The organism is Arthrobacter sp. 10T419 (genome assembly GCF_056394105.1).
The window spans coordinates 159,361-175,531 of the sequence record NZ_JBFTHF010000005.1 but is presented as its reverse complement, the minus strand read 5'-3'; the positions used below and the strand labels follow the sequence as shown (position 1 = coordinate 175,531).

The 16,171-nt window shown below is 66.7% G+C and carries 15 protein-coding genes; 1 reads left to right on the top strand and 14 read right to left on the bottom strand.

Translation table 11 applies throughout. The features are described from left to right. Positions 1-125: 125 nt before the first annotated feature. The 8 genes from prfB to AC1DBD_RS10825 all read right to left on the bottom strand — a co-directional run bounded on the left by prfB (position 126) and on the right by AC1DBD_RS10825 (position 6,159). Positions 126-1,241: a peptide chain release factor 2 gene (prfB, locus tag AC1DBD_RS10860; protein WP_441417296.1), complete on the bottom strand. Its 1,116-nt coding sequence runs from the start codon at positions 1,239-1,241 to the stop codon at positions 126-128. Between the two features lie 89 nt (positions 1,242-1,330). Beyond that, positions 1,331-1,741, bottom strand: coding sequence for a pilus assembly protein TadG-related protein (locus tag AC1DBD_RS10855; RefSeq protein ID WP_476917219.1), 411 nt, complete (start codon positions 1,739-1,741; stop codon positions 1,331-1,333). Between the two features lie 56 nt (positions 1,742-1,797). Next, on the bottom strand, positions 1,798-2,238 hold the full coding sequence (locus tag AC1DBD_RS10850) for a hypothetical protein (protein ID WP_476982082.1): 441 nt from the start codon (positions 2,236-2,238) through the stop codon (positions 1,798-1,800). Beyond that, entirely contained in the window at positions 2,219-2,629 is a 411-nt protein-coding gene (locus AC1DBD_RS10845; protein WP_476982121.1) for a TadE family protein, read from the bottom strand. The genes AC1DBD_RS10850 and AC1DBD_RS10845 overlap by 20 nt, the downstream gene beginning before the upstream one ends. A gap of 96 nt (positions 2,630-2,725) precedes the next feature. Then, positions 2,726-2,974 (bottom strand): hypothetical protein, encoded by a 249-nt coding sequence (locus AC1DBD_RS10840; RefSeq protein WP_441417854.1) that lies wholly within the window; start codon positions 2,972-2,974, stop codon positions 2,726-2,728. Positions 2,975-3,143: 169 nt separating this feature from the next. Further along, on the bottom strand, positions 3,144-4,076 hold the full coding sequence (locus tag AC1DBD_RS10835) for a type II secretion system F family protein (protein ID WP_441417853.1): 933 nt from the start codon (positions 4,074-4,076) through the stop codon (positions 3,144-3,146). Between the two features lie 5 nt (positions 4,077-4,081). Next, positions 4,082-4,936, bottom strand: coding sequence for a type II secretion system F family protein (locus AC1DBD_RS10830; RefSeq protein ID WP_441417294.1), 855 nt, complete (start codon positions 4,934-4,936; stop codon positions 4,082-4,084). Next, entirely contained in the window at positions 4,936-6,159 is a 1,224-nt protein-coding gene (locus AC1DBD_RS10825) for a CpaF family protein (RefSeq protein ID WP_476982081.1), read from the bottom strand. Before AC1DBD_RS10825 ends, AC1DBD_RS10830 begins: the two co-directional genes overlap by 1 nt. A gap of 295 nt (positions 6,160-6,454) precedes the next feature. Between AC1DBD_RS10825 and AC1DBD_RS10820 the strand changes: the two genes are divergently transcribed. Further along, positions 6,455-8,842, top strand: coding sequence for a GH25 family lysozyme (locus AC1DBD_RS10820; RefSeq protein ID WP_476982080.1), 2,388 nt, complete (start codon positions 6,455-6,457; stop codon positions 8,840-8,842). Positions 8,843-8,931: 89 nt separating this feature from the next. Here AC1DBD_RS10820 and AC1DBD_RS10815 read toward each other — a convergent pair whose 3' ends face one another. From AC1DBD_RS10815 to AC1DBD_RS10790, 6 genes are all read right to left on the bottom strand, one after another. After that, a complete protein-coding gene (locus AC1DBD_RS10815; protein WP_441417291.1) occupies positions 8,932-10,173 on the bottom strand; it encodes a hypothetical protein in 1,242 nt (413 codons plus the stop codon). 133 nt (positions 10,174-10,306) lie between these two features. Then, a complete protein-coding gene (locus AC1DBD_RS10810) occupies positions 10,307-11,488 on the bottom strand; it encodes an acyltransferase family protein (RefSeq protein ID WP_476982079.1) in 1,182 nt (393 codons plus the stop codon). Continuing rightward, positions 11,481-12,932 (bottom strand): lipopolysaccharide biosynthesis protein, encoded by a 1,452-nt coding sequence (locus AC1DBD_RS10805; RefSeq protein ID WP_476982078.1) that lies wholly within the window; start codon positions 12,930-12,932, stop codon positions 11,481-11,483. Before AC1DBD_RS10805 ends, AC1DBD_RS10810 begins: the two co-directional genes overlap by 8 nt. Continuing rightward, on the bottom strand, positions 12,925-14,076 hold the full coding sequence (locus AC1DBD_RS10800; protein WP_441417288.1) for an aminotransferase class I/II-fold pyridoxal phosphate-dependent enzyme: 1,152 nt from the start codon (positions 14,074-14,076) through the stop codon (positions 12,925-12,927). Before AC1DBD_RS10800 ends, AC1DBD_RS10805 begins: the two co-directional genes overlap by 8 nt. Before the next feature lie 22 nt (positions 14,077-14,098). Further along, positions 14,099-15,106 (bottom strand): SDR family NAD(P)-dependent oxidoreductase, encoded by a 1,008-nt coding sequence (locus AC1DBD_RS10795; protein ID WP_441417287.1) that lies wholly within the window; start codon positions 15,104-15,106, stop codon positions 14,099-14,101. A gap of 5 nt (positions 15,107-15,111) precedes the next feature. Next, positions 15,112-16,167, bottom strand: a complete 1,056-nt coding sequence (locus AC1DBD_RS10790) for a sugar phosphate nucleotidyltransferase (RefSeq protein ID WP_441417286.1) — start codon at positions 16,165-16,167, stop codon at positions 15,112-15,114. Between the last annotated feature and the right edge of the window lie 4 nt (positions 16,168-16,171).

Sequence of the window (16,171 nt, the reverse complement as noted above, 5' to 3'; positions counted from 1 at the left end):
GGGAAGTAGGGCACCGGCCCCTCGACTATACGCACGGGTAACAGCACAGGGGCCGGAGCACGGGGGCGTGTCGCGGGATTTGGGCCCGGCGGGCCGGTTATGGCACGGGCCGCCGGGGCGCCTTGCTAGTCTTCGGCGTTGCGGTTGTCGGTCCGCCAGCGGATGCCGGCGTCGATGAAGTCGTCGATCTCGCCGTCGAACACCGCCGAGGTGTTGCCCACCTCGTGCTCGGTGCGGAGGTCCTTGACCATCTGGTACGGGTTGAGCACGTAGGAGCGCATCTGGTCGCCCCAGGAGGCCTTTACGTCGCCGGCGAATGCCTTCTTCTCGGCGTTTTCCTGCTCCTTCTTGAGCAGCAGCAGGCGGGACTGCAGCACCCGCAGCGCCGCCGCGCGGTTCTGCAGCTGCGACTTCTCGTTTTGCATGGACACCACGGTGCCGGTGGGGATGTGGGTCAGGCGGACGGCGGAGTCCGTGGTGTTGACCGACTGGCCGCCCGGGCCGGAGGAGCGGAAGACGTCGACGCGGATCTCGTTGTCCGGGATGTCGATGGAGTCGGTCTGCTCGATCAGCGGGATGACTTCGACGGCGGCAAAGGACGTCTGGCGACGGCCCTGGTTGTCGAAGGGGCTGATCCGGACCAGCCGGTGGGTGCCCGCCTCGACGCTCAGCGTGCCGTAGGCGTAGGGCGCCTTGACCTCGAAGGTGGCGGACTTCAGCCCGGCTTCTTCGGCGTAAGAGGTGTCCATGATGGTGGTCGGGTAGCCGTGGCGTTCGGCCCAGCGCAGGTACATCCGCAGCAGCATCTCGGCAAAGTCCGCGGCGTCCACGCCGCCGGCACCGGCGCGGATGGTGACCACGGCTTCGCGTTCGTCGAACTCGCCGGAGAGCAGCGTGACCACCTCAAGGTCCTTGAGGGCCTTGCGGATCGATTCGAGTTCCGCGGCGGCTTCCCCCATCGAGGCGGCGTCGTCCTCGTCCTGGCCCAGTTCCACGAGGACTTCCAGGTCGTCGATCCGGGCGGCCAGCTTGTTCAGCCGCTCCAGTTCGGACTGCTTGTGCGAGAGCTTGGAGGTGATGACCTGCGCGGCCGCGGGGTCGTCCCAAAGGTTCGGCTCGCCGGCGCGCTCGCTCAGTTCGGCGATGTCTTCCTTCAGCGCATCGACGTTCGAAACGTTCTCGATCGAGGCGTAGGTGGCGCGCAGCGCGCGGATTTCTGCGGGAAAATCAATGTTTGCCATGGTTTTTCAAGCCTACGCTATCCGCCGCGGACGCCCCGGCCCGGTGGTCGCGCCCGGGAACCTCGCCCGGGCCCGGGGCTTGCGTGCGGTCAGCGCGTCAGCCGGGACCGCGCCGTCGACGTCGCCTCGATCCGGATGCCGTCCGGGACCAGGAAGTTCACGATGGGCGGGTGGACGGCGGCGCTGAGGACCACGACGGCGGTGGACCCGTCGGGACTGCCCGTCGCGGGGCCGACGGCCAGGCCGCTGAACCGGGCGAAGGCGCCGTTGCGGTTCAGGTAGTCGGCGGCGGTGCTGCGCACCCGGCTGCCGCTGAGGACTGCGGTGGGGCTTCCGGAGGAGCTTTGCAGCTGCCCCAGGGTGAAGCTGTCCGCGGCCGCCACGGAGGCCCCGTCCGCCAGCGACAGCAGTTTCTTGTGTTCGATGTAAACGCTGGACGCAGCCGCGACCACAGTGGTGACCAGCAGGGCAAGCAGTACATATCCGATGATCAACACCATCAACTGGCCGTCCTCACCGTCCTGGCGTCCCGCCGGCCCGACGGCGGGGCGGGTGGTCACCGGAACCGCCCAACGATCTGCGTGGCGGAGGCACTGAGCCGGCCGGCGTCGAGCCTCAGGGTGTCGCTGAACGGCACGAACGGCAGCGGCACCGTGAGTCGCACGGTGACGGTGACAGCGGATCCGGCAGCGGCGCAGTCGGCGGGAACGCAGCTGGTTTCCAGGCTCGCGTTTTCCGCCGGCTGGCCGTAGTCGGCGAGCGCCAGCTGCACGGCTTGTTCCGCGGCGGCCCGGCCGCTCGCGGCGTCGGGCTGGGCAATGTAGACCTTGGCCGCCTGGTCCGCTGCGCCGACCACCGCGAAGGAGCCGCCCTGGAGCTGACCGATCGTGATAATGAAGTAGACCACCGGCACCATCAACAAGAGGGACAGGAAGGTGAATTCGACGACGGCGCTCCCCCGCTCGGCATCGTCGCCGCTACGGCTGGATGGCGGCATGGCCTTTCACCTCCAGTAGTTCGCGGGGGCCGATCAAGCCGATGACAGGAAGCGGTGCGCGGACAGTTACCTCCAGCGTGCGGATGCCGGCGTAGGTGGTCTCTGCGGTGCTGACGTCCCGGGCGAACTCCGGCGTGAGCGCCACCCCGATCAGCTGCGTGGTGCGATCCTTGGCGTCGGCGGCGCCGCGGTCCGCCAGGGTGCCGTACCGGGCGCCCGAAGCCGCGGCGTCGATCAGGGTATTCCGGACGTGCAGGACGAGGGCTAGCTGGATGATGCCCAAGAAGAACAGCGTGAGCAGTCCGCCGACCAGGACGAAGTCGACTACGGCTGAGCCGCGTTCCCGGCCGGCGGGACCGGCGTCCTGGTTGACGGGGCCGGCACACTGGATGGCGGGACCGGCACACTGGATGGCGGGACCGACACACTGGTCGGCGGGGCCGACACACTGGTCGGCGGGGCCGCGGCCGCCGGCTGCATACACCGCCTACTGCCCGACTTTTTGCATGGCCTGGTTGAAGAGCCCCTCCAGCGCGGGGCCTGCGAGCGCCAGCAGTGCGGCGACCAGCACGGCCGACATCAGGGTGATCATTACCCAGCCTGGGACATCCCCGCGCTCCCCGAGATCCCGGCTACCGTGCGCCCGCCCGCTCTGCCGGCCGGGGTGTTTGCCTGGCTGTTTGCTCGGCTGGATTCCTGGCTGTCTTCCTGCGGCCGCGGAAAGCCACAGCAGTATGGCCGCCGTGTGAGCCAGTAACAACGTGCGGATACCAATACTCTTCACCGTTTCCCCTTTGTGTTTTGAATGTCGCAGTCGAGCTGCGCTGCTTGCCCCTGTTCCGATGCGGTTACTGCCCTACTGCTTACTGCGTACGACCTCTCCATGTCTTGCTCAGAGGTCTTGCTCAGAGCCCCAGGCTGATGGCCGCCAGCCCCGGGAAGACGGCGAACACCACGGTCAGTGGCAACACGCCGAAGACGAGCGGAACCATCATGCCGATCTCCTTCCGGCCGGCGGACTCCATCAGTTCGCGTTTGGCGGTGTCGCGCACGTCCTGGGCCTGGGCGCGCAGGACTTCCGCCAGGGGTGTCCCGCGTTCCACCGCGACGATCAGGCCGTCCACGAACCGGACCAGCGGGCCCAGCTCGGTTCGTGACGAGAACTCCTGCAGGGCATCCGCCAATGGCTTCCCGGCCCGGGTATCGGCCAGGACCCGGGAGAACTCCTTTGACAGCTCGCCCTGCGTTCGGCGGCCTACCCGGTCCAGGGCGCCGGTGGCGCTCTCGCCAGCACTGACCGCCAGGGCCATAAGTTCGGCCACGCTGGGGAACTCCGCCATCATCCGGGCCTCGCGCTTCTTGACCTGCGCCCCCAGCACATAGTCGCGGAAGAGGAACCCGGCCAGGCCGGCGCCGACGACGATCAGCACGGCGAAGAGCGGATTGAAACGACCCATTGCTCCTCCCAGCAGCACGATTCCCGCCGCCCCCACGAAGCCGCCGGCGGCCCAGAGCAACTGCTCCGCGCGGAAATCCACCGACGATTTGCTGCTGCCGGCCCGGGCGAGCCTACGGTTGAGCGCCGATGAACCCGGGTTCAGCCTGCCCAGCGCTCGGACCCCGTCCCGGATCACCGGGCGCAGGATCCGTTCGAGCGGGCCAAACGGCGTGACGTTGCCGGCAGCCGTGCGCAGCAGCCGGGATTCCAGGTTGTGGGATCTCAGCTGCGGCCCGATGCGCTCCGCGAAGGTCATGGGCCGCATGAACGGAAGCCGCACCAGGAACAGCCAGAGGCCTGCACCCAGTACTGCGCCGCAGACCACCGCGCTCGCCATCATCCCGTTCACCGGAGTACCCGCTCGTCCTGCGGGAGGGCACCGATTCGCAGCATGACGGTGTAGGAGAACAACGAGACCAGCAGGCCGCCGACCAGAACCACTGTGCCGACGGGCGAGTTGTAGGCCGCCACGGCCTCGGGCCGGCCCGCCATCAGCACGAGGACAATCCATGGAGCGGCCACGGCGAGGCGGGCGGCGTTCACCGTCCAGGATTGCCGGGCTTCCAGCTCGCTGCGGGTCCGGGCGGTTTCCCGCAGGAATTCGGCGAGCGTGCCCAGCAGGCGTCCGAGGTCCGATCCGCCTACCTCGCGCGTCAGTCGCAGTGCCTCAACGATCCGGTCAGCAACGGGATCAGCAAGTCTCTCCTTCAGCCGGTCCAGGGCGGGGTCGAACTGGCCGCCGGACCGGTAATCCGCGCCGAAGTCGCGGAACAACTGCCGCAGCTCGGACGGCCCCTTCTCGCCCAGTTGAATAAGTGCCTCCGGCAACGACAAGCCCGCCCGGATGGCCGAGCGCAGATGGTCGACGACGTCGGGCCACAGCTCGCGGAGTACGGCCGTGCGTTTGCGGGCGCGCCATTTGACGATGCCCAGCGGGAGCCAGCCCCCGAACAGCCCGAAGCAGCCGGAAATCGGCCATGACCTGGTGCCCGCGAAGAACACGAGGGTCACGAAAGCACCGACGCCGAGACACGTCGCGAGTAGGCCCAGCCGGCTGACCTTTTCGATGCCGGCGGATCGCAGGAGGTCCTCCAGCCGGCTGACCCGGGGCCGGCGCCTGGCTCGGTGGGGTTGTTCCCAGGCTGACCACCAGACCAGCAGCAGTCCGGCTCCCCCGAGCACCCCCAGCAGCGGCGCCATCAGCGCGGCTCCAGCAGCGCCGCGACGTCGAACCCGGAGCGGGCGAACTTCTCGGCAGCGGGCATGGAATTCGCCTGCGGTTGCAGCTTGCCGTCGAGCATGTCGAACACCATGGACGACTCGATGATGCCGTTCTCCACCCTGCGCCCCAGCGAAAGGATTTCCGTGACTTGCCGCCGGCCACCCGGTTGCCGGCTGCAGTGGACCACCAGGTCGATGCAGGACGCCACGGTCGGGACGACGAAGGCACTTGAGATGTTGTCCCCGGCCAGCAACGGCAGCGTGCAGATCTTTGTCACCGCATCATGGGCCGAATTTGCGTGGATCGTGCACATTCCCGGCAGCCCCGAATTCAAGGCAATGAGCATGTCCAGGCTTTCGGCCTCGCGGACCTCGCCGACCACGAGCCGGTCCGGCCTCATCCGCAGGGCCTCCTTGACGAGCCGGCGCATGGGGATCTCGCCTTCGCCCTCCAGGTTGGGCTGCCGGCACTGCAGCCCGACGACGTCGCGCAGCGGGAACTGGAGTTCAAAGATTTCCTCCACCGTGACCACCCGCTCGCGCGTGCCGATGCTCGCGGCCAGGCAATTGAGCATGGTGGTTTTTCCGGCCTGGGTCGCGCCGGAAACCAGGATGTTGAGCCCGCTTGCCACGGCGGCGCCGAGGAAGCGGGCCGACTGCGGGGTGAGGGTGCCCAGGTCCACGAGGTGTTCGAGCCGGCTGGCTTTGACCACGAATTTGCGGATATTGACCGCCCAGTGCCGCCGGGTCACGTCGGGGATGACGACGTGGAGCCGCGAGCCGTCCGGCAGGGCCGCGTCCACAAACGGGGAGGAAATATCCAGCCGCCGCCCGGAGCTCTTCAGCATCCGCTCCACCAGGTTGCGCACCTGCTGGTCCGTCAGGGCGATGGAGGTCAGCTCGGATTCACCGTTGCGCGCGACGAAAATCTCATCCGGGGCGTTGAGCCAGATCTCTTCGATGGCCGGATCGTCGAGCAACGGCTGCAGCGCCCCGAATCCCGCCACAGCGTCGAAGACAAATCTCCGGGCCTGCTCCAGCGGGCCGATGGGCGGAAGCGGTGCGAGCAGCGCGCGCTCGTCGTAGTCGCTGATCGCCTCCTCCACGAGGCGGCGGACTTCCCCGCTTTGCCGCAGCGGATCAAGGCCGCGGCGACGGATCAACTCACGGACTTCGTCCTCGACGATGCGCACAGCTTCCACGGTGCCCCCAACATGACCGCTACCCATCCCCCTGGGGCAGTGCAACTGGGTTAAAGCTAGAGGCGCCCGGGCCGACGGACAAGGGCGCGGCCGGATCTATGTGGAAAACAGATTCCCCGATTCATAACAATTGCCTCACTAGTAACACGAGGCACTCTGGTTCACGCTTGGCGGCGGTGTTAGGGTGGGCGCGACAAGTCAGACATTCTCACATCCCGGACAGCTGCCTCCTGCATGGCACCCGGGCGTGGGATCACTATGACACTGCCATGAGCGTGTTGTTCCGGAGCGGCAAATGAAACGGACCCAACTTCCACCCCTGAGCCTACTCGGCAGCCGGATCGGAGCCGTGCTTCTGGCCGCCTCCCTGCTTGCGGTCCCGGGACTGGTGCCGCCCGCCGCCGCCGTTGAACCCACACCCGCGGCGACCACAACGGCGACGCCGGCGCCCACGGCGAGCACACCGGCCCCGACCATCTCCCCAACGCCTGCCCCGGCCCCGGCCGCTCCGGCGCCGTCGTCCTCTCCAGCACCGTCGCCGTCCGTGAGCACCGCGCCGGTGACTGTCGACCGGACATCCGAGGCCTACCGCGCCGCCATGGCGGCCGCAACCCGTACCGGCGGAGCGGAAATGGGCGGGGCAGGACTTTCCGCCGCCACGTCCACCGGGGACAAGGCCACCACCCAGGCGCTGGCGACCGAGGGCACCTGGACGCCGACGTTCGGTGTCAAGGGCATGGACGTCAGCGAGCACCAGGCCTCGATTAGCTGGCAGCAGCAATGGAACCTCGGCGCCCGCTTTGCCTACATCAAGGCGACCGAGGGGAACTACTACACGAATCCGCTCTTCGGCTCGCAGTACACCGGTGCCCGCGGCGTCGGCATGATCCGGGGCGCCTACCACTTCGCCAACCCGGCGGCGTCGTCCGGGGCCGACCAGGCAAGGATCTTCGTCAAGAGTGGCGGTGGCTGGTCCAACGACGGTCACACCATGCCGCCGGTGCTCGACTTCGAGGGCAACCCGTACGAGGGCCGGACCATCAACGGGTATTACCAGGGCAACGCCTGCTATGACATGTCCCGGGCGGCCCTGACTGCCTGGGCCAAGGACTTCAGCAACACCATGAAGGCACTCACGGGTCGACTGCCCGTGATCTACACCGGCTACTACTGGTGGAAGGACTGCGTCGGAAATCCCCTCGGCTTCGGCGACAACCCGCTCTGGCTGGCCTCCTACCCGGTCAAGGCCTCCAACGACGCCGGACCGATCCCCACCAGCTGGTCCACCTACAGCATCTGGCAGTTCAGCAGCACCGGCCCCTTCGCCAATAATGGGGACTCGAACGTCTGGAACGGTTCCACGGCCCAGCTGCAGTCATTCGCCCGCGGAACTGTCGGCTCCAACGGTGCAATCGACGCCAAATGGGTGGCCACCGGCGGTGCAACGGGGCCGCTGGGTGCAGCCAAAACGACCTCGGAGATCTGCGGGCTCGTGGGCAACGGCTGCTACCGCGCCTTCACCAACGGCAACATCTACTGGACCTCCGCGACGGGGGCGCATCCGGTCACCGGGGCCTACTGGACTGCCTGGGGCAAAGCCGGATGGCAGACAGGAATCGGCTACGCCACCAGCGACGCCATCTGCCCCACCACCACAACCACGTGCCACCAGACCTTCCAGGGCGGCAACGCCTACAACACCCCCGGCGTGGGGACGTTTGTCGTGAAGAATTCCTACATGGCCGCCTGGAAAGCAGCAGGCTGGCAAGACGGCATCGGGTACCCCAAATCCAACGAGAACTGCGGGCTTTACGGCGGCGGCTGCTACCAGGAATTCACCCGCGGCAACATCTACTGGTCCGCCGCCACCGGCGCCCATGCCGTGACCGGCGACTTCTGGGCGGCGTGGGGGCGGGCCGGCTGGCAGACCAAGATCGGCTACCCCACCAACGACGTCACCTGCGGGCTTTATGGCGGCGGCTGCTACCAGTCCTTCAGCAACGGCAACATTTACCAGTCCTCCGCCACGGGAGCCCACGCGGTGACCGGAGCCTTCTGGAATGGCTGGAAAGAGGTCCGCTTCCAAACGACCATCGGCTACCCCACCAACGAGGCCGTTTGCGGGCAGTACGGGGGCGGGTGCTACCAGACGTTTGCCGGCGGCACCATCTACTGGAGCTCCGCGACCGGAGCCCACGCCGTCACGGGCGAGTACTGGAAGGGCTGGCAGCGCGCCGGATTCCAGCCGAAGATCGGCTACCCCACGGGGACAGTCAGCTGCGGACTCTACAACGGCGGCTGCTACCAGCCCTTCACCGGCGGCAACATCTATTGGAGCGCCGCCACCGGAGCCCACGCCGTCACCGGCGCCTACTGGAAGGGGTGGGGTGAAGCAGCCTGGCAGCGCGGAATCGGCTACCCGAAGGGTTCGGTGGTCTGCGGACTTTACGGAAGCGGCTGCTACCAGCCCTTCAGCGGGGGCAACATCTACTGGACGGCGGCGAGCGGCGCCCACGCCGTGAACGAACCATACATGAGCCAGTGGCGCGTGGCCGGCTGGCAGATGGGCAAGCTCGGTTACCCCACGCAGGCCGCAATCTCCTACGCCGGGTACAAGACAGTTCGTTTCCAGGGAGGGACAATGACCTGGACCGCGTCCGGCGTCAAGGTGGCCTACTTCTAGGCGAAGATCCCAGAGTCGACGGGAATGTCCGGGCGAAAGTCATTGGACTTTCACCCGGCCATTTTCATCTTTGCGGCAGGGCGCCCGGGCTAGATCGGGCTTCCGCTCCCCGCCAGGTGCTGAGGTGACCTCTTCCGTTGCCGGACCCGATCAGTCACCGACCTGGCCAGCAAGCCTATGCCAATGGCGACGCCGACCCAGAGGCTGGAGCCCAGGCGCTCTGCCTGCGTGTAGACCGGGTGTCCGACGACGCTGAGGATTCCGTAGAGGGACAGCGCCACTCCAGCCCAGCCGGCCGGCGGCAACAGTTTCTCGCGCATGGCGCGCACGTATCCCCACACACCCACAACGAAGACAAGGAGATACGCAGCGTTGGCCGGGAGATCCATCAGGAACCTCCACAGGAAGTCCCCCTCCAGCACGATCAGCAGGCTGAACGGATCGTCCACCGGCGGGTGCCGGAAGTGGTCGGTGAAGGTGTCCTGCAGGCTCTCGTTGAGGCCCGGGAAGCCAAACAGTCCGTTGACGGCCAGCGAGGTCACGATCAAGACGGTGGCGATGACGATGCCCAGGCGTATCTGGCTGTAGCGGCGGTAGGTCTTGAAGATCAACAGGCCGACGCAGACCAGCAGGAAACTCAGGCATAGCAGCACGGCGGAGGAGTACTTGAAGAAAAACACCAGTCCCAGCCCGAGCACCAGCAGGGCCGTCCCCCGACCCCGGGAGCCCCGCAGTACGTGGGCCATGCCGATGGCCATGACCAGGGCGGAGGCAAGTGTCGGACCCTCCGCCAGCAGGGCGACACCGTGCGGGATGCTGGCGGGCAGGGCGTAGAAGGCGGCCTGGACCAGGAGGGACGGCACCAGGTTGAGCCCGGCCATCCGTGCCAGCCGGGCCATAAGCAGCCCTGCGATGGCTGTTCCGGCGACGGCGACCAGCCACATGCCCTCACGCTCGCCGAGAAGCCGCATGAAGGGAATCGACAGGAGCGGGAAACCCACCCTTGGGGTGAAGATGGCCTGGTACTGGGGGTTCCGGTCCACCCAGCCGATCACCGGGCCGCGGCCGGCAACGGTCTTGGTGATGCAGTTCTCGAGGGTCCCCTTGTAGGGCACGGACGGGTTTTTGCAGAATTCCGTGAAGGCGTGCAGCCACGCCTGGTCCGAGGGGATGCCCTGCAGCTGGTCGGCGATTCTGATGTACTGGACAGTGTCGCCCCAGACGACGCCGGGCCCCATGAGCATGACCGCCAGGATGAACAACAACGCGAGGCCGGCATGCGCCGAGCCGTGTTGCAGCCGGTATTTCCAGACACTAACGTGGTCGGTCACGATCATGATCCCCAAACAACTAGCAAGCCGATATCAGTCTTCAGGGTGATCCTGGAAATCCCCCACACGAATAGTACCTTCGTTGAAGATCCAATCCGGCTCGCCGCCCGGGTTGTTACCGCCGCATCCGTTCCTACCTGAGCAGGCGGGCTTTCAGGAACTTTCCCACCTTGTGGAAGTGCCGTTCCACCAGGAGGAAGTAGCCGTAGGCCAGCACATTGCTGACCACGAGCGCCAGCGGAATCAGCTGCCACGCACTGAGGCGGTCGTGCAGGTAGAACCAGAGGTAGGTGATGACCGAGAAGTGGATCAGGTACAGCGAATAGCTGAAGCTGGACAGGAAGACGCTGGCCTTGTTAAACCACTGGGTCGCCGGAGCCGGCCGCGCAGCATCAAAGTTCGGCGCCGCCGCGGCTCGCTCCTTGCGGCCGGACAGCCAAAAGTACAGGTGGCAAAATGCCACGGAGGCGGTGCCGATGGCGCTGGCCGCATGCAGGTTTTGCCCGCCGTAATACAGGGACACCAGGAATCCTGCCGTCGCCAGGATGGCGAGCATCCCGTGGAACGAGGCCGGCAGCTTGCGCAGCTGCGCGGCAGCCATTGCATAGAGCATTCCGATGATCCAGGCGAGGGACTCGTAGCCGCCCTTCGCCATGTAGCCAACGGGAACGGCAATGGCGAACACCAGCAGGAGGGCGCTGCCGACGCCCAGTTTCATCCGGCGGATGGCCGCGAAGGCCAGGAGGCCGAACGCCACGTAGATCCACCACTCGGCCACCACTGACCAGAGCGGGGCGCCCGAACCGACCGGACCCACGCTGATCCACGGCATCCGCAGCCGGGGCGCCAGTTCCTGGAGGATCGGGTGGTTGAACAGCAGCAGGAAGTTGCCGGCAATCGTCTGCGGGCTGAGGTCGATCCTGATGAAGGGCAACTTGGTCGAGCCGTGGAGGACGAGGAAGTCGAACACGGTGATCAGGAACAGGGCCGGGACGAGCGGATAGACCACCCGCGCGATCCGGTCAATGAGGTACGAGCCGAACGTGAAGCCGGGCTGGGACTTCTTCTTGAGGACGGCGCTGGTGATCAGGAAGCCGGACAGTACAAAAAAGATGATCACGGCGAAGGACTGCATGTAGAACACCCGTTGTCCGGGGACCATGAAAATCCCGGGCACAAAGATGTTGAGCGCGTGGCCCAGGACCACCGCCTGGGCGGAAACCCCGCGGGCGAAGTCGAAAAAGATGATGGGGCCGGGGGCAGGCTTGGCCGACGGCGCTCCGGTCCGTTCCACCACTGGCGGTGCGTCAGTCAAGGATCTGTTCCTTTCGACTCTGGGCTACCGCGGTGGCGCGGCGGGCGCGGGCCCGCCAGATGATGGCGGCCGCGGCCATTACCGCACCCACTACCGCGACGGTTATTACGCCCGTCAGGATATCCCGGGGCAGGAGCAGGAGGACAGCCACGTAGGCCACCGCGGCCAGGCAGCAGGCGCCATAGACCTTGAGCGCCCAGCCACCGGCGGCGCGCCGCCGTGCAACGAGGAAATACGCACAGCCCAGCAGGAAGAACGTTGCCACGGACGCCACGGCCATGCCGACGAGGTCCCCGTGCGTCGCCGGCCACAGCGCGAGCAGCACGCCGACGCCGAGGACGGTCGGGGTGACGATGGAGAGCCACCAGGTGGCATTGTCGGCAAACAAGAGGGTGGAGGCGTTGAGGTACAGGACGTAGCCGAGCCCGATCAGAGGCATGATTTGCGCCACCGGGATCAGGCTTTCCTTGCCGCCGGCCATCACGTGGGTCACGAGGTTCGCTCCGGCGGCAGCGACAACGATGATGGCCAGCCCGGCCAGGCTCGCCGTCGTCATGGTCGAGCGCATCCTGGCGACCCTTGCGTTGCCGCGCACAGACATCAGCGCCGGGACCCAGGCGTTGTTCAGGGCGCCGAGCAGCGTCACCGTGCCGAGTACGAAAATCTGGACCTTGCCGTAGTCACCGGAGACACCATTGGCGGCCGTGAGGGCCAGCAGGAACGCCGCCCCCTGGGTCAGCAGCATCAGCGCGCCGGTATGGGGAAGGACGGGCAGGCCGATCGCGAGAGCCTCTTTGGCGGCGCCCCGGTGGGCAAAGGGCGGCGCGGGCCGGGCGACGGCGACAGAAAGCACTGCACTGAGCAGGACCAGCAGCCCATAGCCGGCCATGAAGATTTCCGGTTCCGCGCCGAAGACCAGCATGGCGGCGAGCCCGCCGACGTAGGCCGCCATCGACGAGCACAGGCTCAAGACGACGAACATGATCGCCCGGCCCTGGGCCCGGAGGATGGCCTGGGCCGCCAGCACGGCGGACTGCAGTCCCATCGCCGCCAGTGCAATGACAAAGCTCGTGGAATGACCGGCGCCCGCCGCAGCCCAGTAGACGGCGGCGGCCAGGCCGCCGACGAGAATACCGCCCACGGTCAGCAGTCCGCTGATGGATCGGGCCTTCGAGGGCCCGTCCGGGTCGAACCAGGCCTTGGTGATGGCCAGCGGAAGGCCGGCCGCAGCCAGGACCACGCCCACCTGGATCAGCGACACGGACAGGAACAGTTCCTGCCATTTGACGTCGCTGTTGAGCACATGGAGCGCAAAAGGCTGGACGAGGAACACGCCGAGGCCCTGCATCAGGGCCCCGGCGAGGTAAAGCACCGAGTTGCGTCCCGTCCGGGAAGCCGGCTCGGCTGTCCCCGGGCGGTCGGCGCTGCCGGCTACATCATCCACCGTTGAGCTGAAGCCATTCGTGGACCCGGTCGATTACGCGCTTCTGATCGGCTTCCGTAAGCTCGGTCGAGCACGGCAGGGACAGGCCCCGGGCGAAGAGATCTTCGCCGACGGCGCCGCCCAGCAATGGCTCGTTCTTCAGTGGCGGCTGCATGTGCAGGGGGCGCCACAGCGACCTGGACTCGATGTCCACCTCGGCCAGGAAGTCCTGGAGCTCATCGCGGGCACCCGGCCCGCGCTCCGCCGGAACCTGGATCGAGTACAGCCAGTACGTCGACTCCTGTCCGGGGAGGGTCGGCGGCGTCTGGATGGCCGTTCCGGCGAACGCGTCGTTGTAACGTTTGGCGACGGCCCGCTTGGCGGCGACGAAATCGTCGAGGCGTTCAAGCTGGGCGACGCCGAGCGCGGCTGCGATGTTGGTCAGCCGGTAGTTGAAGCCGATCTCGTCGTGCAGGTAGCCGCGGTCGGGCATACGGGCCTGGGTCGAGAGGTGCTTGGCACGGCGCGCCAGTTCCTCGTCGTCGGTGGTGAACATGCCGCCGCCGCCGGTGGTCATGATCTTGTTGCCGTTGAACGAGAACGCGCCCATGTCGCCGACGGTTCCCACGTGACGGCCTGCCAGCGGGCCGGACGTCCAGGTGGCGCCGAGCGCCTCGGCGGCGTCCTCGATCACAATGATCCCGTATTCGCGGGCAAGTTCCACGACAGCGGCGACGTCGGCAGGCTGGCCGAGGATGTGCACGATTTCGATGGCCTTCGGGAGCTTCTCCCCCGCCGCCTTCCGGCGCTCAAGTTCCTTGCGGAGCAGGTCGACATCCATGCACCAGGACTCGGCGTCGGAGTCCACCAGGAGCAGTTCCGCGAACTGGTACGACGCCGCGTTTGAGCTCGCCATAAAGGTGAAGTCCGAGACGGCCACCATGTCCCCCGGCTGGATGTCGGCCAGTCGCATGGCGATATGCAGCGCGGCCGTGCCCGAGGCGCAGGCCACGGCGTACTTGGCGCCAACGTATTCGGCGAAGCGGGTCTCGAACTCGCTCACGAAGCGCCCCACGGAGGAGACGAAACCGGAACTGATGGCTTCGTTCATCAGCTCCGCCTCGCGGGCGCCGATGTTGGGAATGGCTAGGGGGACTCGCGTCACGGTGTGCCTTTCTGGCGGGTGTTTAGCGGGAGTATTTCGCGGCTGCGGACGCGTCAACGCCGCGGGCCTGGATCCACTCGGCGGTCTGGCGCAGACCGTCTTCGAGGCTGACCTGGGGTGCCCAGCCCAGTTCCGCGAGGGCCTGGGAGGGGTCCGAGAGGAGGCGCATGACCTCGCTGGCCTCGGGCCGGACGCGCTCGTCCTGGGTGATGATTTCGGCGGTCGAGCCGGTGACCTTGGCGGACATTTCCACGAGTTCACCGATGGTGACGTCGTGGCCGGTGCCGAGCTGAATGACCTGGCCCTGCAGCGGGATGTCAGCTGTTGCAGCCTTGAAGAAGCCGTCCGCGGTGTCCGAGACAAAGGTGAAGTCGCGGCGCGGGGTCAACGATCCGAGGTGGATCTTTTCGGCGCCGGCCACCATCTGCTGGAGCACGGTGGGGATGACCGCGCGGGCGGACTGCCGGGGGCCGTAGGTGTTGAACGGGCGCAGGACGACCACGGGCGTTTCGAAGGAGCTGGCCCAGGCCTCGCACAGCTTGTCCGCAGCGATCTTCGTTGCGCTGTACGGCGACTGGCCGCGGAGTTCGTTGTCGACCGTGATCGGGACAGTCTTGGGGGTGCCGTAGACCTCGGACGTGGAGGTGTTGACCAGGCGGCCGACGCCGTGGCGCCGCACGCCTTCGAGCACGTTCAGGGTTCCGACGACGTTCGTCTCCACATAGGAGCGGGGCGCCTGGTAGGAATACGGGATGGCGATCAGCGCGGCAAGGTGGAGGACGACGTCGGAGCCCTTGACCAGGTCCGAGACGAATTCCGAGTCGCGGATGTCGCCGAGCTGCAGGTCCACGGCGTCACGCTCTGCCGGGCTCAGCTCGTCCAGCCAGCCGTAGGAGCCGTTGGAGTTGTACACGCAGAGGGCGCGCACGTTGGCGCCCTCGGCGATGAGGCGCTGGGTGACGTGGCTGCCGATGAAGCCATCGGCGCCGGTAACGACCACTGTCTTGCCTTTAATGTCCTGGTAGTTCACGGCTATCACTGGCCTTTCGCTGTTGCTAGGTCTTTGGGAGTTCCGACGTCGATCCAGTCGGACTCAATGGGCCACGCGGCCACGTTTTTGGTGTCGTCGATGCAGGCTTTGACGAGGTCGGGCATGGAGAACGGTTTCATGTAGGGCACCATCGCCAGGGCTTCGGGCGAAACGGCGTAGATCCCGGTGCTGATTTCGAATTCGATGGTCGGTTTCTCCACCACCGAGCTGATGGACCGGCCTTCGCCGATCTCGAGCACACCGAAGGGCACCTGGTGCGTGTAGGGCCGGGCCGCAACTGTTACCGCAGCGTTCCTGGAACTGTGGAAGGCCAGCAAGTCCGCCGCGGAGTACCGCACCATCAGGTCAGCGTTGGTCACGATGACGGGCTCGGAAATGTCTGGCACCTCGTGGTGCAGGAGTCCGAGCGCACCGGCCGTGTTCAGCGGGGTCGCTGGATCCTCGTATAGGTAGCTGATCTTGCAGCCGAGCTGGGAGCCGTCCCCGAGGTGGTCCTTGATCTTCTCCGCCAGGTAGGCGACGGAAACGTAGATGTTGGTAATGCCGGACTCAACCAGGCCGAGGATGATCCACTCGATGATGGTGCGGTCGGCCACGGTCATGAGCGGCTTGGGGGTGTCCTTCGTCAGGGCACCCAGGCGGGTTCCCTTGCCTCCGGCCATGATCACTGCGATGTTGCTCAGCCGCTTGCGTCCGACGATATCGTTGAGGGTGTGCAGCCCGACGAGCGTGCCGGAGTCGTCCACAACGGGGACCTCGCTGATCCGCAGGCTGCGCATCAGGTCCAGCACCGAGGCGCGGGTGGCCTCCGGCCGGACCACGTGCGGCTCGACGTTGGCGAATTTAAGCGCCGGGGAGTCCAGCTGCGCCCCGCTGAGCAGGCCGCGGCGGATGTCGCCGTCGGTGATGACACCGCGGAGGCGGCCGTCGTCCGTGACCAGCGCAATTGCCGAAGCGCCACGGTCGATTGCTTCCAACGCCTGGCGCACGGTGGCCTCGGGGCCCACGCAGACGTTGCTCAACGGTCCCTCAATGGTCATAGAT